Below are 19520 nucleotides of genomic sequence, written 5' to 3'. Positions count from 1 at the left end.
TTATTATTTAAAAAAGTTAGAGGTCTATTGTTGTTTAAAGCGATCGAAGAAGATGCGGCAAAAGCTATTGGGTTTATTCTTTTTGAGTTTACAAAATTAGACGTAGACTTAGGGATGTCTATTGTTTGGTCTAATGATGGTAATAATCTTGAAAGATTGACCGATAAATATACTGAAAAGAGTTTCAGTTGGCGTCTTAAATTTATCAAAAAATTAGCATGTGAAAAATACCAATATGGATCAGCTGAGCTTAATAAATATATGGTTTGGATAAATCGCACCAATGACGTAAGAAAGTTACGTAACCAATTGGTACATGGACGTTGGGGATTCATTCCACATGAGGGGTGCGTAGCAAATGTTGTTGGCCTACCTACATCTCGTGAGCAACGAGTATCAAAATATACAATTTCGGAACTTAATGAGTTGCTAAAGAACATTACGAAATTAAGGTTGGAATTAAACGAATTGAGAGATGATTGTCCTATTTGAAAATGAAGAAGAGAAGAGCTAAGCTAAGAGCGTTTACATAAAAGTATTTACAGGCTCTTTATAACTTTAATCGGCTACACTTTTGGGTAACGGGTGTTCCCCTTAGTCTGTTACGCCAGCAAAAAAAAGCCAAACAGATCGGAGGTAGTTGTGATTTGCTCTAAAAGTGATTCAAGCTCTTGTATAGCGGCATCTTTTGGGTTAATTTCTTTGATAATCATGAGTCTAAGTATTCCAATTAATTATGTGTTTTTATATTTTTCAGTATAGGTGCATTGTGGTACGGTCCTAAAACACTAGACACTTCACTCTCTCTTTTTCAAGAAGATGTGAAAGATCTTGTTGAACTAATTCAAATTATTAATAATCACTGATGATTCTAATTCAGGTAATGACTTTTCGAAGCCTTTAAGACATTTTCTACAGAAACCTCCTTTAGATTTGTTGAACATTTGATCAGCAGTTTTAACATCAACGGAGTGATTTTTATTACCGCATTGAAATACAAGTTTTGTTTTTGAAGTTTGAATAATGGTGTTGACGTTGTATTCTTTTTCTCCTTGGATTTTTACACTTGGTTTTCTTGTTGTCGATTTATTTGTTTCAGAGGAATGAATTTCCACCAAAATTTTCCAGCGAGTGTTAATCATTTCGAGAGATTTTTGATAGCTACCAATCTTATTATTTTGACTAGCTATATCACATAGATAACAGAAGTGTATTGTTTGTTTTTTCTCATAATTTTTCTTGGCAGCCAATAGGTTTGCTTTGAAGTTTAGGTGAAAAAAACTTTTATTCCCAATAATGGTTTGAGTGTTGCAATTATATGTGTCGAGCAGCTTTGCATTCCCTTTATCTTCTATATTGTGGCGTTGGGATAAATTTTTTTAAAAAATAGTTCTTTTTTCGCGCTTTGAATTCGTTTAAGTTCCGAGCCATTTTTCAAAAAATTAGAATCATCTGTACGAGTAAGTCTTTTTCTCCATTCGTAAAGGCTTCCTCTAAAGGTGTCTGATTCATTAATTTTTAAATTTAAGATGATCTCGTGGTTTTTTGAAGTATTTTTAATACTAATAAAATTGCCTAAAAAAAAGTCATCTTCGGATTCAATATTATATTTGCCAAATCTTTCGAGGGCCTGATCTATAGTGTGTTTTGCATGTAAAATCCAGCTAGCTTCAATGTGGTTGTCGGTAATGATTTTTCCAGTATTATGGCAGTGGGCACAAAAATATCCATTATGTTCTTTGAAATGCTCTTCAATATTTTGAAGCGTTTGAAAAGCTTTTCCTAAAACAGCACAAAAACTACATGTCAGTGAGTATTGGCTTATTTGTTTGTCATTTAGACTTTTTTGATTAGTAACAGATAAATTGTCATAGACTTCTTTGCCGCCAACAGCTGCTATAGCGTTATTTTTTCTTAAAATTTTATGTGATTGTTGTATCAAGTCTACTTTACAGTGATTACAACTTCGGTAAGCTTCAATTGTGCCATTTGATTTTTTATAAAAGTTTATAGCTTGTCGTTTTTTTGAAATGTTTCCGCACGAACATTTGACTTGAATAATTGAAGTGCTTCGGTAATTTTTAGTCTCGCTGTATACGATTTCCTTACCAGCCTCAGCTAACTTGCTTTCAAATTCTATACGCCAATCCTTAAAGTCATCTTCCATGAGTGAAAAGAATTCTTCTTCCGCTTGCTCTAGATTACGTTGAGAAATGGTTTTAAATGTAATTATGTTTAACTCATAAAGTTGTTTGCATATTTCATTGCCAAGCTCTTCAAATTTAGAGTGACAAGTCCAAGCATAAATGAGTTTATATCCATTTTTTTTACAGTTATTTTTTGTTTCGGAATCTCTAACCAATTGCTTTTGAGCTTCTTCATAGGATTGCATTCCTTTGACTCCTTTTCCTGTATGAAAGTCAGACTGTCGCTCAAGTGCAACTTTATAAGAATGATTAACAATGTCGAGCTCTAATTTGTTTCCATTATCTGATAAGTTCCAATCAGGCTTTATATTTGTTAGCCAGGTTCCTTTCGGTAGAAGTGTTTTCAGGAAAGCTCGGCAAGCTTGCTCACCTCGGTTGGTGGTTACCGAGCCACAATAGGTTTCTACCATTTTATATAGAGGTTCTTTGCGTTCATAACCATTCTGGGCTTTGTAAAAAAATATCAAATCCATTTGATGTTTGTCATAGTTGTCAACTTGTTGCCCAATTCCTAAGCAATCAATATAAGTGGCACTATTTTTCTCGCATAACTTTGTTGCTTGCTGGATTATCTGCTTATCTTTAATTATTTTTTGAAGGAATTTTTCGCGTATGACTGAGATATTTTTATTCCCAGATATCCAATCAATATTGCTTTTTCCTTTTGGCCAACGGTGACATTGATTTGGTTCAATTGAACATTCAATTTCATGCCCTTTGATGTGTTTTATCTGACAGTTTACGTTTAATTTATTAAATTCCTCCTTTAGCTCTTCAGTTTCACAACATGAACATAGTTTTTGATCATGATTGTCTTTAGGGCTTATATCTAGCAGTTTTGTGAAGTATGGTTTATTGCAAGTTTTGCAAGTTACTCCTATTTTATTTGAGTCTTTTGGAAAGTTATCGAGAGAAGTAAGTCTTAATTTTTGGTTGGTTTTAATTGATAGCCATTGATTAAGCTTTTCTGATTTGTTATCTAATAGTTTTAATGGAGATACTTCATCACAGATTGGACATTTTAGAATTACATTATCATTTTCATCGAATATATTTGAGTACCAAACAAAAATTTCAAAAACACAGCTTTTATGAGTTATCCAGTATTTTTTATTCTTAGTAGTATAAGTTTCAGGATTGCTTAGAACCCAGTCCGTAGAGTTATTTTCTCCTAATGTGCACCGTGCAGCAGCTGTTCTTTTTAATTTCCAAGTACAACAATCTCCTTTACATGGAATATGAATTCTTTTTTCAGCTTTATTGCTTTTTATATCTTGGATAGATTGATTAATTGCTGTTAGGAGGTTTTTAAATGAAGGTGTAGTTGTATATTCGCATTTTACGGAATTGCAGCCTTTTTTTTTATTTTTACAGATAAGGCTAAATTTTGTGTCTGAACTTATATCTAATGAGTTGTATTTTTTATGAATTATAGTGTCATCAGGGTATTCTTTCGCATTACTTATTTCAAATCCGTTTAAATGAGTTAATACTTCTTTTTTAAGTTCTCCAAAAGTATAGAAACTAATTTTTTTATCGTTACGCATGCAAAATGGGCAATAACTACCTGCTTCAAGCTCCTTTCCTACACATAGCCTTTTGTAAGTAATTAAGAAGCTCCGATTGTGAAGTTTGCAGTAACAACTTAATTTTTGATGGCTACTAGTGACTCTATTTGTTGTTAGTTCTCTTATCTCAAAATTTAGGAAAGAGATAGGTCTTGTGTTCCTTTGAACTGCATAGTGGATTTTTTGATATGTTTCGTTAATTGAATAATTCATTTTTTATCCGAATCTGCGTTATTGTAAAGTTGATATTGGTTTTTTATTACTTAATAGAGGTTTTCGACCACCTTTTGATGCTGAGGAAAGGTGTTTAGGAGGCGGTAAATGTTCTTTCCAGTGAGACCATTTTCCGAGGCATGATGCTATTTTTCTAATGGTGAGCCAGTAGTCATAAAGAGTATTATTTCCAATGTCTCGACTTAACATTTGTAAAGTCCATTTTAGATGTTTAACTTGCCATTGATAGGGCGATGAGATTAAAAACCTCTCATGGATCATTTGAGCAATCTTTTCGCCACGTTTGATATGATAACTTTTCGTTTTGTGGGAACCAGGTATTTGCTTAGTGATTAATTTTGCTATGCTCACGGAGACCTCCTATATATGAGCTGATAACGTCAATACGGTTATGCCCAAGTTCTTGAGCTATTATTTCCCTAGCTTGCAAATCGGATTCTTTGTTTTTAATACCCTCACCAAAAACGGGTGCGGTATATCCAGTAATTTCTTCATACCTTAAACATGCATACGCAGCTCTTTGGTCATGAAAGCCAGGTATTCCATTGATTTTAAGGAGTTCTCGACCTTTTCTAAGTTCTCCATTTTTCCATTCGTACCAAGACATGCCAGAAGGAATAAGGTTGTCGCCTTTTCCTTGGATGTCAGATGCATTTTTGAGAGCAGAAATTTGAGTCTTATTGGGAACTTGTATTATGCGTTTTCGCCCGCCTTTTGTTCCCTTAGATATAGCGATACTGCCTTTAGACAGTGCTTCTTTATAAGCCTGGTGACAATTTAGCAAACTAGCTTCCTTTGATCTTAGGCCAAGCTCTCTAACTAAATCAATCAAGCACACAATCCTATCAAGGCCAATATTTACCATTGATGTTTTAGCTTCTATTAATCCTCTATTACTCACTTCAGGAGCTTTGTAGCGAACAGATGAGCGTTTACCAACCCATTCACTAGGTGAAACTTTAAGGTTTTTATTTGCACCCATCGCATCGAGAATTGTATTTACTGTTGAGAGTAGGTTTTGAGCGTACGCAACTTCCATCTCTTTATTCTCAACGAGAGCCTTTAAACTCATAGCAAAGCTATTTACATGATTAGCTTCACAGTGAGAAGCATCCTTAATCCCATTTTTTTTTAAATATTTAACGAATTGATTCCAACGCTCAAGATGTGTTGAAACAGTCGAGTAGTGTCCGTGTCCGTATAGGTCACGTAACGCATTCTTGGCTGCAAAGTTTATCGTTTTACCCCAGCCATAATTTTTATCACTTTTGTAACGTCCCATAAAAAACCTTTAAATTTTTATCTAATATTCCTCTCAGTTTCTGCCTTTACTTTTGGTTAGTGTTAAACCAGGTTTCCGCTGGTCACGGTGAGAGTTTCTTGTTGTTCCGAACAAGAGAAAACGGACTTAATATGTCACATTAAGATTCTAATAATTTCAGTTCCACTCTCTAACGCTATGCGAAGGCAGGGGAGTGTTGAAGGTTGGCAGACTTAAACTGAAACGGATTGTATTTAGGGTTTAGTAGAGGTTTTCTTAAATTCCAAGGCTCATGCTAAGAGTGCCATTCTTAGTGGGATATCCCGAGCCAGAATTATTGAAAACATATCTGAAATGAGTTTTAGTGCGGGTTTTAGTGGTTTATAAATAACGAGAGATGCACGATATTAAGGGGTTTGCCTGTTAATATTAAAAACTGTCTCTGTGTGATTATTTAAAGAATCAATACGTTGATGTACAGTCAGTGCATGGTTTTCATACACCATCGAACTTACATACTATGATTCGGGGTAATAGAATTTGAAAGTGAAATTTAAGTCACTATGCTTGGTTACGAATATGATGAATATGCTGTTCAGGTAATGCTGAAGGTAATTCTTAGTTTTGATGTGAGAAGTTGTTAAGTGCAGAGGTGCAATAACAATAATGGAAAGGGATTGTAGCAAGTTTAAGTAGTATCCAAATTTTAGATACACCTATATTGCAACTTGGTTTAGACTTTTTTAAAAGTCATGATTTTCGGGCTCAGTCTGTACTAAAAGCCTATAGCTTTTTTCCAAAAAGAGAACGATTCTAAAAAGGCCTTATCTAACTTACACTCTATGGCCTGTGTAAGTCATCTCATTTTTGAGACTCGACGCAGTGTCGAGAGTTTTCGTTCAGTATGGAACGATACATTTAAAGAAGTTTTAGTCTACATTTGAAATGGCTTGTCAGCAAGAGTTTTTTTGAAAATTAATTTCTAACTACCTGTAAAACAACAAAAAATATAGATATAGAGGATTTTTTGTTTAATGTTCAAAGCGAAGGGAGGTGGTTTTGCTAAATATGATACCTATATTAATTATTGTTGTTGCTGTCTTATTTCTTGTGCATGCAGCCTCTAAATCAAGGTCACATGATGATTCGTAAAATAATTATTTTGTTCTAAGAGCCTTTGAATTTACCCGTTATTAATCTTGTGAGCCATCTTGAGCTTTCTCCCCTGCTTCTTTTTCTTTGGAGGCTTTGTGTAAAAGGAAGGCTACCCCAAAAAGTACAATTCCAAAAGCAAGTGCAAACGAGGCTGTGATAAAAAGTGTCCAGTTCATATTAAGTCCCTTTACTTTGTTTATGGCACGATTTTATCATGCAGTTAGAAGAGATTATCTTTTGAACAATTAATTGTATGTAAATGAAATGGGGTTTGGTATTAAAGGATAGTCGTTTAGTTAGTGAATATTTGTAATAAACTATTTAGTTTTTTGTTTCTAAGACTTAATTTATTGACTTGTAGCTACTTTGTTATAGGGTGTGTTGTGGTCAAGTAAAAATGAAGTTTGTCGGGATATAATCATCAGATGGCATTGTCTGAACTAAAAGCTCAAGGTTTCTTGAAGCATGATGTCGATCGTTTCGATTGTAAGCTTCCTTCAAATAGCACCAAAAAGCGTCCTCGAATGATTGCAATTTGGGGCTCATTATTGGGAGAAGAAAGCGAATGATTGATTATTTTCGTGGGGCAACTGGGGCAACTGCCCCAGAATATTTTTAATAAATATATTGATGTTCGTTTTATTTGTAGGTGTTTTTTAGTAATCTTGTTGTATTTATTAAAATGAAATTAAAAAATAGAGCAAGATGGCTAATAAAAGAAAAAGAAGGGGAAACCATAAAGGAAAGATTCTGACTGATTATAAAAAAGTTGGAAGCAAGCTCATACCTCCACTTCTTCAGCTTCCAATGGTTCAAGAAACCTCTTTCGTTGATAAAACACTTCCAAACCTAATTTGGATGTCCGCTATTTTTTTAAGGGCGCAAGATAAGATAGCAGTAGATACGATTATGGATTTCATTGTCAGAAGTACAGAATTACTTGGCGATGACAATCATTTAGATTTGGCTTTTCTTGATGCTTTTTCTGAGTTGTCTAAAGAACAAAAAAAGACGATCTATGATGAGTTTAAAGATTCTGATACGTTAGATTTTATTTGCGATAACGTAGCGCATCAACATTTCTTGATTGACGATTATCCATTAGCTTTTTTGTTTGATGACTTTGTTTTTGGTGTAGATAGAGAAGAGGCTATTGAGAGCTTGAAAGAAGATGTAGGAGCATTGTTAGATCGTTATAGTCCTCATTCTGTAAAAGTTCAAGCTACTGCGTTTATTTCTATGAATGCATCAGGTAGATGTCTTTTAAGTTCAGAAATGAATTTGCCAGACTTTAATTCAATTTTTATTAATCCATATTCTGAAGAAAGTAGGCGTGTAGGTGGCTTTGTGCGTGCTAACCTAAATGCGATGGCAGGAATGAGACAGAGTCAAAATCAGGTATCAGTATGGCCTGAATATTTTTGGGAAAAATCCTATTTTTTAGCTAAGTGTGAGTAAATGGAAGATAAATCAAAAGAAAATAAGTTACGAACATTTTTGGATTCTTACGAGAAGTATCTAAAAGATAGTTACCATGAGCTTTGGCAAAAAGTCATAGTTGAGCCAAATAAAATAGATTCGTATTCTGTAATAGGAACTCTTCTTTCTCGGCAGGTTACTCTGTCCATGGAATTGGCAAAAGCTCCAACGAACTGGACAGGTCATTCAGCCCCTTTATTTTTGAGAGCGATGACTGATTTGCATATTGCATTATCATGGATAATGCTTGATATGGAAGATCGATCAAGAAAATATATTCTTCACGGTCTTGGTGAAGAGAAACTTTTGATTGAGCATTATAAGAATCTCCTAGATGAGGATCCTGACATTGAAGATAGAGAGGATATTGAGAAGTTAATAGAGATAAAAACTCTTTGGATTGAGTCTCAAAGAAGAGAGTTTTTAGTGGAGGTAGATTTAGGTAACTGGTCTCGTTTGGATTATAGAAAAATGTCTATCGAATCTGATTGCGAAAGTTTATATAAGTTTGCATATAAGCCTTTTAGTCATGCAAGCCACAATATGTGGCCTCATGTATCTATTTATAATGGACGACATTGTATGAACCCTTTGCATAGGCATCACTTAATACCTGAGTTACTTGTGTTTCCTCTTGATATGGATTTTCTATATAGATCGTGCAAGTATGTTGATAAAGCATATGATTTGTTTGTAGAAAAATTTACGCTCGAGTTGGAGCATCCATTGCCATTAGATTGGTGGTATGAGTACTTTGAGAATGAAGATAAAGAAAAATAAAAAATTAATTAATATATTGAATACTCTAATATCCTTAAACTAATTCGAGGTCTATTAAATATGAGGTTTACTAACAAGGATTCAGTAGCTTATTGGGTGAAAAAACTCGAAGAGATAGTGCCTCAAAATATTTTTGATGAGGCTAGTTGTCCAGCTTTTTTAAAGCCATTTCATTTAGTAACGTTAGCATTGGCTATAAAAAAACACGCAATTGGTGCTGTCAATCTTTCAGAAGAGATACAAAACTATGCGACTAGAATGCACTTATGGGAAGGAGCCGGTCTTGATGCCCCTTATGCAATTCAAGAACATGATTGTTCAACTTTGTTGATACCTGTAAGGGCAATACGTGATGTGAAGGACATTGACGAAGTCTCTAAAGCTTTTGAGGTTATTGCTGATAACCATTATGAAGATGGAGAATCAAATGACTTTGGTACGGTGATTTCTGAATTACTTGATAATTGTTACAGGCATGCAGAAAAATCAGAAGACTTATTTGGATTGGCATGTGTACAAGCATGGCCAGGAGGAAATAAAGGGCAATTATGCATAGCTGATACTGGGATTGGTATTAGAAATGCTTTGTCTTCAAATACAGATTATTCAGGTCGTTTGGTAAGCGAAAATGCATGCGAGATGGCCGTAGAATATGGTGTGTCAGGTAAGCTGGGTAAAGATCATTCAGGTTATGGGTTGGCTTTAACCAAAGGTGTTATTGAGCTGAACCAAGGAAATATGTTATTAATTTCTGGAAATGAATGCTTTCAATCTCAAGCTGGTGTTTCCAGTACTTTTGCTTTAGAATCATCATGGAATGGAACTCTAATTATTTTAGAGTGGAACTTAGATCAACCCCTCGATTCTAAACCTGTTTACGAATCTTGGCCTATAGAGGATGAAAATAATGAGTTCGATGACTTGTTTTAAGGTAGTGTTTCCTGAAGCCTTTCCTCAATTGGCTTCTAGAGAAGCAGGAGAGAATGCTCGTAGATTTTTAAAACAGAAAATTGATGAGCATGATTGTTTGGTTTTTGATTTGGCTAATAAAAATTTAACGCCTTCTTTTGTTGATTCTAGCCTAGCTGTTTTGATGACAGAGATTGGGTACGATGTATTCAAGAGAAAGGTAAAATTTGATAACACAAGTGATACGACTAAGATTCTAATTAAAAGAACTTTTTCAGAAAGAATGAAAGCCAGTTAAAAACTATGTTTTGTTATTAAAGAAATAGCCCACTTTTATGTGGGCTTTTTGTTTTTGACGGCATTGTTTTTAATTCAAAACAACAGCTTGTGTGTCTTTATTAATGGCCGGTGTAGCCTCTTAATTAATAAGGGCTACTACTTTAAATTTAGACTTTCCAATAATAACGGGATTTTTTAGGTCTTCCAACGTTGTTAGTGTCAATCTTTTGTATACCAAGTATTGATTGCTGAGTGAGTAAATCAAGTACTTCTGAAATGAAGTTAATATCTTTTAATCCACTCCATCCTTTTCGTTTGACATCACTTGCAGAAAAGCTATGTTTAAGTTGATTTTTATTTCGATAAATTGTTAATGCTTTATCAGTTAAATTTGAATTTTTACTATAGACTTTTTTTGCATGAGAGGCTAAATATTCAACCCAGTTGAGAGCATATTGAAAATTCTTTAAAGAAATAAATTCCGAATCAAAGTTCTCGATAATTTGGAAAATTAAAGCTATTGAAGGTAGTAAACTACTGTATTTGTTAAAATGCTCTTCTAGAGCTGGTTCAAAGCTATCTAACCCTCCTTGTGTTTCATGGTTCTCATAAAAGTCTTTAAATTTTTGTTGGGTTTCAGGGCTGAATCTCAACACTTTATTTTCACTAATCTGAAGCTTGTCCCACAAAAGTTCAAATAATTCTTGCATAAAATTTTGAGCCTCGTTATCAGGTTTTGCATCATAGTACTTTCTTTTCAATGGTTCAGGCCATACCATCAGCTGAAACCGCTGTAGAAGACCGTCGTTAAGTTGACCTTTTATAGTTGCATTAATTAATGGATTAATGGCATCTGGTTGAATACCACCCATGATGCTAATACATAAGCTCTCAATGTGAATAGAGCCTCGTTTTACACGGTCAGTATCGTATGGAGAATCACCATTGAAGCCTTCTAGATAAAAGGCCCTATCCATTTCACGCCCTCTTTTATTCATTGATTGAAATAGCCCGCTTAATTCATCTCTAAATAGTAAAACTCCATGATCTTGTTGAGATAAAGTTTCTGCAAGTTTTTCAATTGTACTGTCGTGAACGATTAGACGGCTTTTGGGTTCCAGGCCATTTATAAGCGACATTGATTTTTTAAGCATTGGTGTTTTACCCATTGATGGATCGCCAATGGCCATACCCCAAAGATTAGGTGTTACCAGCCAATCGTCTAAGCTTTTAGGTGCAACTTTAAATTTGTAGCTTATTAAGATTGAAAGGCTAGCAATGAGAGAAGCACCTAAATAATCTGGGGGCATATTTGCTCTTCTCGCATTATCCTCTACCCATTGGTATAACTGACCAGGAAGTAGAGAGTCATGAAACGGCATAACTTCGTGCTGACTTAAAATTTTTGTAACGTGCTTTGAAATATCATTGTTTTTATTAACGTTGATTTGTACAATGTTGTTGTTCATTTATGATCCTTTGAAAAATAGTCTGTAAAAGTGCCAACCTGAGCAGGCTATTTTTATTATTTGATTATTTGATTATTGATGTGACATCATTGTGTTTGTCATTGTTCTAGATGCTAGCCAGGCTTCAAGTTCAGATTTTCTATAAAAAACCTTTCTTCCAATTTTCATGTAGGGAATGTTATATCTTCCTGTTGTTCTCCATATTGCTAGCGTACTTACTGATGTTTTTAAGTATTCGGCGGTTTCTTCAGTGTTTAAAAATTTTTCGGATGAGTTACTGTTTGTAGTCATTTTCTTCTCCATGTATCAAGATAAATATTAATTAATTTGTGAACACGGAGAGAATCTTAAATAAATAGATATGGCATGGGAACTGCAGTCTGCTAGCAGACTGTCGGTTTGCTAGCAGATAGCAACTTAAGAAGTGTTTTTAGTTAGATAACTGCATTAATCCAGGTGATAAATGTGCGATCTTTCATGAGTTGGTGGCTATGTTTACCTTCTAGTATCTGTTCATCACGACATTGTTTGATTATCGTTTGAAGGCGTTCATCAGTAATTATTTGGGCACCTGACCAGTTTGGTTGTTCTGACTTCACTGATTGGGCGGCAAGTTCAATTAGCGGCTTATATTTATAGACAAATCTATGTTTTTTCTGATTTCCCTTAATTCTACCGTCATTAGAATTATTCAGTGAATTCTGGGCTTTTAGTGCGTCATGCTTAGCTGATCTAAGTTCTGCTTGTATTTTATTGTAGTCTTGATATTCAAAATTCTTAGCGAAAATTAAGCAGTCTTTTAATTCGCACACCTGTTGTATTAATGAATTGTGTTTAGTAGGTTTAATAGGTTTTATAGGTAGGGCGCATAGGGAGTATGCATACAGATAAAGTATGTCTATGGTTAAGTGTTTAAGTTCATCTTTATCAGAAAGATTACTCTCGTCCCAGTTCGCTGAAGAAAGCTCTCCTAGCTCTGGAATCAGATTGTTAAAATGGATGTTGCTTAATGCTTGTGTTGAACCGTGTCTACAGTCGAAGTGTAATAGATTGATTCCACTAATAATGTCTTTAAGAGGAACTTGAAACGAGATTTCTGTTTTGAGTATTGACCTAACAGATTCTTCAGCGAGCTCTTTCAAAATATCTAAAGAGAGTCCAATGTTGTAAATATATTCTTGCGATAAATCAGCATCATTAAACTCAGCGGCAGTTATGGTATTTAAAATCTCATATTCATTTGGAAAAGAAGCAGTAGGCTTTTGTGTATAGTAATCTTGAAACAGATTATGTTCATGCTTGATGACGTATAAAAAAAGTTCTGTAAGATCATAGTCTTGAATTGTTGCAATGTACTCTAAATCATCTTCTATCTCATTGATGAGCTTGCTTTTTATGTTTGCAGAATCTTTCTTTAGATACGAGCATAATTTTCCAATTTCACTATGTATTTGTATTTCAGTAAATTGAAAAGAAGGTTGATTCCATCGGTTTATAAAATACTGAGTGATGTAATTGAAATCTTTATTGATTGATGCTGTTAAATAGTCATTCATTTCTTTAGCTGTCTTAAATAGTTTATTTGTTAAATAGATGCGAGTAATTGATTGAGTAAAACCTGTCTTTCTTCTTTGGTAAGTGTGTTGACGATAGATTCGATTTGCTCTTGTTTTTGATCGTTATTCGACTTTCCAAGAATAAAATTTGTTATTTTTTGTGAAGCTGGTCGTAACTCATCAGCTGTCTGAATTACATAACCAGCAGTTACATCATTGGTATTGAGACTATGGTTTGCAAGTTGTTTTAGTGTATATGCACTAATGTCTAAACGGTTACCAATGGTCATGAATGTCCTTCGTAAATCATGTGGTGTTGTGAGAATTCCCGTTTCTTGATAAAGAGCCTTTAGAGGTTTTTTAGTGTCTGCAATTGGTTTGGTTTTATCTTTGACAGAGGGAAATAGATACATGCTATCTTCAGAAAGTAAGAGTCTTCTTTTAAATATACTTTCAGAGAAGCTAGTCATGGGTAAACGCAAGATTCTTTGAGCCTTAGTTTTGGTGAGCCAAAAGCTTTTATCTTCTAGGTTTACCATATCTTTAGTGATATGTTGAGTTTCTCCAAATCTTGTTCCATGAAATAGCATTAGTAGTAGTAAGTCTGCTCCAGTTCGATAAGATGGGTATTCTTTATTATCTTTGGCAATGCTTTCGAGATAATTTACAAAAACTTGTAATTGATTATCTTTGAGGTGAGACACTTTTCGCTCTAATTTTTGAACATGGCCATTCTTAAATAATTTTTTGACAGGGTTCTCGGTGATAACAGGTTTATTATTTGAGTCTCTAATCTCGTCAATAGCATGGTTAAATAAAGCTCTTAACAAACGCATAGCCCTATTGGATTCAGCTATGCTGTTGTTGGCAGAATATTCTTGATGTACTTTTAGTACTTCTTCATAACTGATGTCTGTCATGCTGGTATCTGAAAGAGGGGATAATACATTTTGCATACTGGTAATATATCCTTTAATTGTTTTATCCGCTAACCGTTTAGCGGCAAGGTACTGTTCGAAGATTGTTTGTAAAGTAGCTTGCTTTGTTGAAGCTGCTTTTTTTTCAATATTTGGATCAATACCTTGTTGCAATAAAGTTTGGTTTTCACGAGCCTTGTTTCTGGCTTCTTCAATGGTCATTCGTCCAAACCGTCCAAGAGAGAATGTGCGTGTTTTACCCTGAAATTTTTGTTTTAACTTAAAAATTTTTTCTCCTGATGTCATGACTTCAATTTTCAATCCATTAGATTTAGGGTGGGTGTCATGACAAATGTATCTTTTTTCTTTGGCTAGTAATTTTTTGATTGATTGATTTGTAAAGTTGAAGTGGTTTTGATTAATCATGATTGTGAGCCTTCAATAGTTTAGAAATAGAAAATATATACGTCTTAAAGATCTTGCGCAACCTATGCGCAACTTTGGAGAGGTATCTAAAACTATTTTGGTAAAACTAAGGAAATGGTCTTATGTATGTAAGTTATTGAAAAATAAATTAAAAATAAAGTTTATATGTTTTGGTTAATATTAGTTAAATACATTGAAAAACCGACTCATAATCGGCAGGTCCCCAGTTCAAGTCTGGGAGGGCCCACCATCTTTAGTTTTTTTAGCAAATTACTTCTACTAAAAAATGATTAATGCCAAATGCCATTTTGGTTTTTGCGTGCATTTTTAAATTTTCTAAAACCAAAATCTTAAACCCGCAACAATGCTTGCTTCAGAAGTTTGTCCTCCTTCATTTTTTGCATAGTCTGCAGTAGTACCATAGAGTTGATTAAATTTAATTCCAATATAGGGTGCAAACTTTCTGTTGAACTCATACCGCAATCTAATTGATAAATCTGTGCTGGATAGTCCAGAACCAATCGCCATTTTAGAGTCATCTGAAGTGTAAGCTTTTATGGCAATACTTGGTGTAAGAATGAGTCTTTGAGTCAATAAGGCTTCATACTCGGTACTTAACCTTAGCCCAGCGTTGCTATTGTTGACCAACAAATCAGCGTTAGTTTCAAAGAAATAGGGTGCTAATCCTTGAAGCCCAATAATGCCCCAAGATTGATTATGATCTGGTGTTGTATCAAAACCTAAACCTGCTTGAATATCCCAGTATTTATCAACTGGATGGCTATAAAGGAATTGGTTTTCAGATTCTGTTTGGCCGTTGCCTGTTTCTCCTTCACTTTTTATGTACAGTTTATGCCAATCTTTACCAATCCAGGCCGTTGCATCCCATGAAGTGGGGGTGTTGGCTTGTGAGCTAACTTCAAGTTTATCTACCAATACTTTTGTGAGTAATGGATCACTCTCTCCACCAGCATATACATTGAGTGATGCAATGGTTAAGGTTGATAATAGAGTTGTTTTTTGTATATTGTTCAATAATGTTTTCATGTAAATTCTCCTAGAATACTTAACTTTCTTAACGTACTTGCACACGTCTAAACATGCCCATCATGTGATACAGCATGTGACAGTGAAATGCCCAGTCACCTTTAGCATCCATCGTGACGCGGTAACTTATTTTTGAGCCTGGTTGTACAATAATGGTGTGTTTTCTAGGTATGTGATTTTCATCTCCATTTTCTAAATCACTCCATAAACCATGCAAATGCATAGGGTGATTCATCATTGTGTCGTTTATAAAAGTAATACGGATTCGTTCTCCATATTTAAATTTTAAAGGTGGTGCCTCATCAAAAGGTATTCCATCGATAGACCACATGTAACGTTCCATATTGCCTGTTAGATGTAATATGAGTTCTTTGGTTGGTTTAGGTTCGCTGCGGGTAGGGTATAGATTTTTTAAGTCGGCATAGGTCAGTACTTTTCTACCATTGTGTCTTAACCCGACTCCAGGGTCATCTAATTGATAGCTCGCTCCCATAGCTCGCATATCAATTTGTGGTCCATTTTTTCTGGGTACTTTCATCTGTGGAAGTTTTGGATTCATGTCCATAGGGATAACCATATTATCCATTTTCATGTTCATATTCTTATTGTGAGAATCGTATGGAGAGTGCATACCCTTCATGTCAGACATATCATGAGAAGAATGGTCCATATTCATACCCTTCATGCCCGACATGTCGTGAGGTGAATGGCTCATCTCCATTCCACCCATACCCTTCATGCCCGACATATCGTGAGGTGAATGGCTCATCTCCATTCCACCCATATCTTTCATACCAGACATATCGTGAGATGAATGGCTCATATCCATATCACTCATACCCTCCATGCCTTTCATATCAGACATGTTATGACTCATTCCCATGTCTTTCATTGTCAGGATAGGTTTTGGATCCATGGTTGGGGTTTCTGCAATTTGATTAGAATCTGAGGTAATTGAACCAATGGCATATCCAGAACGATCAATGGCTTGCGCGAAAATAGCATAGGGTTGCTTTTGTGTGTCTGGTTCTATAATCACGTCATAGACTTCAGCAACTCCGATCCGAAATTCATCAACTACAACGGGTTGAATTAAGTTACCGTCAGCGGCTACAACTGTGATTTTTAAACCAGGGATTCTGATATCAAAAAAAGTCATGGCTGAGCTATTAATAAAACGTAATCTCACTTTTTTGCCAGACTCTACTACCGTTCTCCAGTGAGCACTAGGTGATAACCCATTCATTAAATAGGTGTAAGTTGCACCTGTAACATCAGAAATATCACGATCAGACATTCGCATATCATTCCACATCTTTCTCTTATTCCAGGCCTTAAAAAAACCATTTTGTTTGACTTCATCCCAAAAATCGCCAACGGTTCTTTCGCTAAAATTGTAATAGCTTCCCATCTTTTTAAGGTTGGCATAGATGGCCTCAGGAGCCTCGTCGGACCAATCAGTAAGCTGTACAACAAAGTCATAGTCTGAATCAATGGGTTGCGGTTTTTTTGGCAATATAACGATAGAGCCATAAACACCAGATTGTTCTTGGTAGCCTGTATGACTGTGATACCAATAGGTTCCATTTTGTTGAACTTTAAATTGATAAGTAAACGTTTCACCGGGTTTAATGCCGTCAAAACTAAAACCAGGTACGCCATCCATACCGGTTGGCAAAATAATGCCATGCCAGTGAAGAGAGGTAGAAACATTAAGATTATTTTTAACGTGAATAGTAACCGTATCACCTTCCTGCCAAACTAAGGTTGGCGCGGGTAGTGAGTTGTTAACAACCTTGGCTATGCTCGGTTTTCCAGTGATGTTGACCCTTTTTTCACTGATTGTTAGATTAAATTCAGAGCCTATTAAAACAGGATGTTTTGGATTTTTATTACTGGCCTTAATGGTTGAAAACTCTCCGTTAGCAAAGGCTGAAGGAATATGAGTTGCAACTGCTGAAGCGATAGAGGATAAAGCAATACCGCGAACAAATTGACGGCGATTCATAGAGGTTTGTAAAGATTCTTGCTTATTGGGTTGTGTTGGATTATTCATCTCGAACTCCTAAAAAAATAAAAATAAAATTAAATTTTTAAGCGGAAAGCACACCGGTTTATTTCATTTTTTAAAATGAAATTGATATATAAATTGGATTTGAGTGCAATTCGCTAGAGTTAAGCGAGAGGAGGAGGTGTTTCAGGTTGGCTGTTTGAGTAAATAATTTCAATATTTGTGGGGATATCAAAATCAAATTTAGTGGATGTATTATTTACTTGTAATGTTGACGGATAAAAGTAACTGGTTACATGAAATGATTGGCAAAAAAAGTTATGACAACTGTCACCTTGCATCATTGTGTCATCACAACAATCCATTAGAGCCATCTGATTGTGTGTGTTTGTTGAAGGGGACTGTTCAAAAGAGAGCATGTTTTCTTGGGACATAACGTCATGAACGATATGCATTTGTGTCATTTCAGCTTTATTAAAGTCAGACATTCCAACCCATGCCGACGCGCTGGTCGAGAAGGTTTGTAACAAAAATATGACTAAAATTAACCGAATAAACATCGTGCTTGTTCCAAAGTGCTTACCGTCATCATACAAGTAATAGAGTGATTAAAAAACCATAATTTATTTAGGGATAGCTGAAAGTTGAAGTAAGGATTTGATAAATTGATCTTATCAAATTAATGGCTACCGGTAGACAAGCCAATAGAATTACCCCATTTATTCACCGCTGAATAAGCAGACGTTAGCGCATTTTCAGGAAGTTTGAGTTGGCTAAGACCAAGATTTCGGTATTCTTTTAGTTCTTGAGTAATGTATTGGTCGTCAGAAGTAGATGAAACGACGTAGTTCGCAATCATAATTAAAGCGACTAAATTCCTAACCTTTTGATTGCTGGCGAGTTTATTGGCATAATCCGGGTCATGGTGTAAAAGAATTGACTTATAAACATCGCTGTTAATATGCCATTTTTTTGCAATAAAAGTACCTAAATGAGCATGGCTTGTACCAAATTGTTGTAATTCGGTATCATAAGCAGAGATGGGGTTTGAAATTTGTGATTTATAAATTTCTTGGTAAACACCAGGTTTTGCACGAGAAAAGAATATAGCCCCAACATCCTGCATTAACCCAGCCATATAAGCTTCTGAACGGGAAACATCAAACACCCAGTATGAGAGCTCTGCACAAGCCAAACCTATTTTAGCACCTTGTTGTAAAACGGCTTTTTCAGCAGGTGATTGGGCAATGATATTTGTAAGGCCGCTTGATAAAAAGATATTATAAATTTCATCAAGGCCTAAAACATTTACAGCGGCTTTGGCATCTTTTATTTCAGTATTTTCATTGGTGATATTGGTGTTTACCAAGGTTAAAAAATCGCCCAATAGTTCGGGGTTGTGGCTGATTAAGTTAGCAATGGTGACCGTGTTTGGGTATTTTTGGTTTAATTCTTCTTTTAATCGAATAATTTCTTCTGGAATAGAAGGTATGATCGATTTTGAAAGGATTTGAGCAGCTTTAGCGAGTTCTTCCTGCATTTTGGCGTGTTAACCCTTTAAAGTGAAATACTTAAATTAAAGATGCATTTAAGAATGCAAAATTGCTTAATGTGTTGCTTAAGTTTATCTCAAAATACTTTAAATGGATAATATTTAAAATTAAAAATGGTGTAGTTTTTAGTATTTAAATGTAGTTTTGTATGATCTAGGCGAATAAATGAGCTTAATTATTCCGTTAAATGACAGAAAAAATTACCAGTATGATTTATTTTTTGCGGTATATATTGGGTTAATCAATTTAGAAACGACTAAAACTGATGGAGTTTGGATGGTTGGTAAACTCCAATAATTTTGTTTTAGAGGTGTTTTTAATTAGTTTTTCCGACAGGACAAAACGTTTGTTGCATTGCATCCATAAGTAAAAGAATATTGTGATCGCGTACTTTACAAAGAATTTTACTCCCTTCTCTTCTTGAGGTAATAATTTCTTTTTCTCTAAGAATATCAATGTGTTGAGAGATGTTGCTTTGAGTTGTACCGACTTGTTTAACAATATCCATTACGGGTAATTCTTTTTGCCCAATGACACAAAGGATTTTAAGTCGCAAAGGGTGTCCCATTGCTTTTAAAGCTTTAGAAGCTTTATTGATATTGTCTTCTTTCATTTCAAAATTTGGCTTATCTTCTATTTTCATCTTACTTTCTTTTTATTTTTAAGGTG

At 34.9% G+C, this 19520-nt stretch carries 20 protein-coding genes; 6 read left to right on the top strand and 14 right to left on the bottom strand.

Annotation, left to right across the window (positions count from 1 at the left end; translation table 11 throughout):
* The first annotated feature begins 30 nt into the window (after positions 1–30).
* On the top strand, positions 31–492 hold the full coding sequence (locus ACYQ0E_RS10765; protein ID WP_460188230.1) for a hypothetical protein: 462 nt from the start codon (positions 31–33) through the stop codon (positions 490–492).
* A gap of 347 nt (positions 493–839) precedes the next feature.
* Here the strand turns inward: ACYQ0E_RS10765 and ACYQ0E_RS10760 are convergent, their stop codons facing one another.
* The 5 genes from ACYQ0E_RS10760 to ACYQ0E_RS10740 form a co-directional block, all read right to left on the bottom strand.
* Positions 840–1250 carry a hypothetical protein gene (locus tag ACYQ0E_RS10760; RefSeq protein WP_460188229.1) on the bottom strand — a complete coding sequence of 137 codons (411 nt, stop codon included), beginning with the start codon at positions 1248–1250 and terminating at the stop codon, positions 840–842.
* 101 nt (positions 1251–1351) lie between these two features.
* Entirely contained in the window at positions 1352–3988 is a 2637-nt protein-coding gene (locus tag ACYQ0E_RS10755) for a hypothetical protein (protein ID WP_460188228.1), read from the bottom strand.
* Positions 3989–4006: 18 nt separating this feature from the next.
* Positions 4007–4360, bottom strand: coding sequence for a hypothetical protein (locus tag ACYQ0E_RS10750; protein ID WP_460188227.1), 354 nt, complete (start codon positions 4358–4360; stop codon positions 4007–4009).
* Positions 4335–5291, bottom strand: a complete 957-nt coding sequence (locus tag ACYQ0E_RS10745; RefSeq protein WP_460188226.1) for an integrase domain-containing protein — start codon at positions 5289–5291, stop codon at positions 4335–4337. Before ACYQ0E_RS10745 ends, ACYQ0E_RS10750 begins: the two co-directional genes overlap by 26 nt.
* A gap of 1172 nt (positions 5292–6463) precedes the next feature.
* Positions 6464–6601 (bottom strand): hypothetical protein, encoded by a 138-nt coding sequence (locus tag ACYQ0E_RS10740; RefSeq protein WP_460188225.1) that lies wholly within the window; start codon positions 6599–6601, stop codon positions 6464–6466.
* A gap of 529 nt (positions 6602–7130) precedes the next feature.
* Between ACYQ0E_RS10740 and ACYQ0E_RS10735 the strand changes: the two genes are divergently transcribed.
* The 4 genes from ACYQ0E_RS10735 to ACYQ0E_RS10720 are packed head-to-tail and all read left to right on the top strand — an operon-like array spanning position 7131 to position 9891.
* Positions 7131–7883, top strand: coding sequence for a hypothetical protein (locus ACYQ0E_RS10735; protein WP_460188224.1), 753 nt, complete (start codon positions 7131–7133; stop codon positions 7881–7883).
* Positions 7884–8684 (top strand): DUF5677 domain-containing protein, encoded by an 801-nt coding sequence (locus tag ACYQ0E_RS10730; protein WP_460188223.1) that lies wholly within the window; start codon positions 7884–7886, stop codon positions 8682–8684.
* Positions 8685–8744: 60 nt separating this feature from the next.
* Entirely contained in the window at positions 8745–9614 is an 870-nt protein-coding gene (locus tag ACYQ0E_RS10725; RefSeq protein ID WP_460188222.1) for a hypothetical protein, read from the top strand.
* A complete protein-coding gene (locus tag ACYQ0E_RS10720; protein ID WP_460188221.1) occupies positions 9592–9891 on the top strand; it encodes a hypothetical protein in 300 nt (99 codons plus the stop codon). Before ACYQ0E_RS10725 ends, ACYQ0E_RS10720 begins: the two co-directional genes overlap by 23 nt.
* Before the next feature lie 148 nt (positions 9892–10039).
* Here the strand turns inward: ACYQ0E_RS10720 and ACYQ0E_RS10715 are convergent, their stop codons facing one another.
* From ACYQ0E_RS10715 to ACYQ0E_RS10680, 8 genes are all read right to left on the bottom strand, one after another.
* Entirely contained in the window at positions 10040–11341 is a 1302-nt protein-coding gene (locus ACYQ0E_RS10715; protein WP_460188220.1) for a DUF3987 domain-containing protein, read from the bottom strand.
* A 72-nt stretch (positions 11342–11413) separates the two neighbouring features.
* Entirely contained in the window at positions 11414–11632 is a 219-nt protein-coding gene (locus ACYQ0E_RS10710) for a helix-turn-helix domain-containing protein (protein WP_460188219.1), read from the bottom strand.
* 143 nt (positions 11633–11775) lie between these two features.
* The gene (locus tag ACYQ0E_RS10705; protein WP_460188218.1) at positions 11776–12897 is read right to left on the bottom strand and encodes a hypothetical protein; all 1122 of its coding nucleotides are present in this window, start codon (positions 12895–12897) and stop codon (positions 11776–11778) included.
* 29 nt (positions 12898–12926) lie between these two features.
* Positions 12927–14240 (bottom strand): tyrosine-type recombinase/integrase, encoded by a 1314-nt coding sequence (locus tag ACYQ0E_RS10700; protein WP_460188217.1) that lies wholly within the window; start codon positions 14238–14240, stop codon positions 12927–12929.
* Between the two features lie 336 nt (positions 14241–14576).
* Positions 14577–15287 (bottom strand): copper resistance protein B, encoded by a 711-nt coding sequence (locus ACYQ0E_RS10695; protein WP_460188216.1) that lies wholly within the window; start codon positions 15285–15287, stop codon positions 14577–14579.
* Positions 15288–15315: 28 nt separating this feature from the next.
* A complete protein-coding gene (locus ACYQ0E_RS10690) occupies positions 15316–17343 on the bottom strand; it encodes a copper resistance system multicopper oxidase (RefSeq protein ID WP_460188215.1) in 2028 nt (675 codons plus the stop codon).
* Positions 17344–17462: 119 nt separating this feature from the next.
* Positions 17463–17858, bottom strand: a complete 396-nt coding sequence (locus ACYQ0E_RS10685) for a hypothetical protein (protein ID WP_460188214.1) — start codon at positions 17856–17858, stop codon at positions 17463–17465.
* Positions 17859–17977: 119 nt separating this feature from the next.
* The gene (locus ACYQ0E_RS10680; protein WP_460188213.1) at positions 17978–18838 is read right to left on the bottom strand and encodes an HDOD domain-containing protein; all 861 of its coding nucleotides are present in this window, start codon (positions 18836–18838) and stop codon (positions 17978–17980) included.
* Positions 18839–19016: 178 nt separating this feature from the next.
* Between ACYQ0E_RS10680 and ACYQ0E_RS10675 the strand changes: the two genes are divergently transcribed.
* Positions 19017–19148, top strand: coding sequence for a hypothetical protein (locus tag ACYQ0E_RS10675; RefSeq protein ID WP_460188212.1), 132 nt, complete (start codon positions 19017–19019; stop codon positions 19146–19148).
* A 19-nt stretch (positions 19149–19167) separates the two neighbouring features.
* Here ACYQ0E_RS10675 and ACYQ0E_RS10670 read toward each other — a convergent pair whose 3' ends face one another.
* Positions 19168–19494, bottom strand: a complete 327-nt coding sequence (locus tag ACYQ0E_RS10670; RefSeq protein ID WP_460188211.1) for an ArsR/SmtB family transcription factor — start codon at positions 19492–19494, stop codon at positions 19168–19170.
* Positions 19495–19520 lie beyond the last annotated feature (26 nt).

The organism is Thiomicrorhabdus hydrogeniphila, assembly GCF_054656895.1.
The sequence above is the reverse complement of the archived record's forward strand: the minus strand, read 5'-3'. Positions and strand labels throughout refer to the sequence as shown.

What these genes read in the sequence shown, in the direction of transcription:
- ACYQ0E_RS10695 (WP_460188216.1), bottom strand. Translation starts at nt 15,287, where the DNA reads ATGAAAACATTATTGAACAATATACAAAAAACAACTCTATTATCAACC.
- ACYQ0E_RS10675 (WP_460188212.1), top strand. Translation starts at nt 19,017, where the DNA reads ATGAGCTTAATTATTCCGTTAAATGACAGAAAAAATTACCAGTATGAT.
- ACYQ0E_RS10715 (WP_460188220.1), bottom strand. Translation starts at nt 11,341, where the DNA reads ATGAACAACAACATTGTACAAATCAACGTTAATAAAAACAATGATATT.
- ACYQ0E_RS10720 (WP_460188221.1), top strand. Translation starts at nt 9,592, where the DNA reads ATGAGTTCGATGACTTGTTTTAAGGTAGTGTTTCCTGAAGCCTTTCCT.
- ACYQ0E_RS10705 (WP_460188218.1), bottom strand. Translation starts at nt 12,897, where the DNA reads ATGAATGACTATTTAACAGCATCAATCAATAAAGATTTCAATTACATC.
- ACYQ0E_RS10710 (WP_460188219.1), bottom strand. Translation starts at nt 11,632, where the DNA reads ATGACTACAAACAGTAACTCATCCGAAAAATTTTTAAACACTGAAGAA.
- ACYQ0E_RS10670 (WP_460188211.1), bottom strand. Translation starts at nt 19,494, where the DNA reads ATGAAAATAGAAGATAAGCCAAATTTTGAAATGAAAGAAGACAATATC.
- ACYQ0E_RS10740 (WP_460188225.1), bottom strand. Translation starts at nt 6,601, where the DNA reads ATGAACTGGACACTTTTTATCACAGCCTCGTTTGCACTTGCTTTTGGA.
- ACYQ0E_RS10690 (WP_460188215.1), bottom strand. Translation starts at nt 17,343, where the DNA reads ATGAATAATCCAACACAACCCAATAAGCAAGAATCTTTACAAACCTCT.
- ACYQ0E_RS10685 (WP_460188214.1), bottom strand. Translation starts at nt 17,858, where the DNA reads ATGTTTATTCGGTTAATTTTAGTCATATTTTTGTTACAAACCTTCTCG.
- ACYQ0E_RS10745 (WP_460188226.1), bottom strand. Translation starts at nt 5,291, where the DNA reads ATGGGACGTTACAAAAGTGATAAAAATTATGGCTGGGGTAAAACGATA.
- ACYQ0E_RS10755 (WP_460188228.1), bottom strand. Translation starts at nt 3,988, where the DNA reads ATGAATTATTCAATTAACGAAACATATCAAAAAATCCACTATGCAGTT.
- ACYQ0E_RS10700 (WP_460188217.1), bottom strand. Translation starts at nt 14,240, where the DNA reads ATGATTAATCAAAACCACTTCAACTTTACAAATCAATCAATCAAAAAA.
- ACYQ0E_RS10730 (WP_460188223.1), top strand. Translation starts at nt 7,884, where the DNA reads ATGGAAGATAAATCAAAAGAAAATAAGTTACGAACATTTTTGGATTCT.
- ACYQ0E_RS10735 (WP_460188224.1), top strand. Translation starts at nt 7,131, where the DNA reads ATGGCTAATAAAAGAAAAAGAAGGGGAAACCATAAAGGAAAGATTCTG.
- ACYQ0E_RS10680 (WP_460188213.1), bottom strand. Translation starts at nt 18,838, where the DNA reads ATGCAGGAAGAACTCGCTAAAGCTGCTCAAATCCTTTCAAAATCGATC.
- ACYQ0E_RS10725 (WP_460188222.1), top strand. Translation starts at nt 8,745, where the DNA reads ATGAGGTTTACTAACAAGGATTCAGTAGCTTATTGGGTGAAAAAACTC.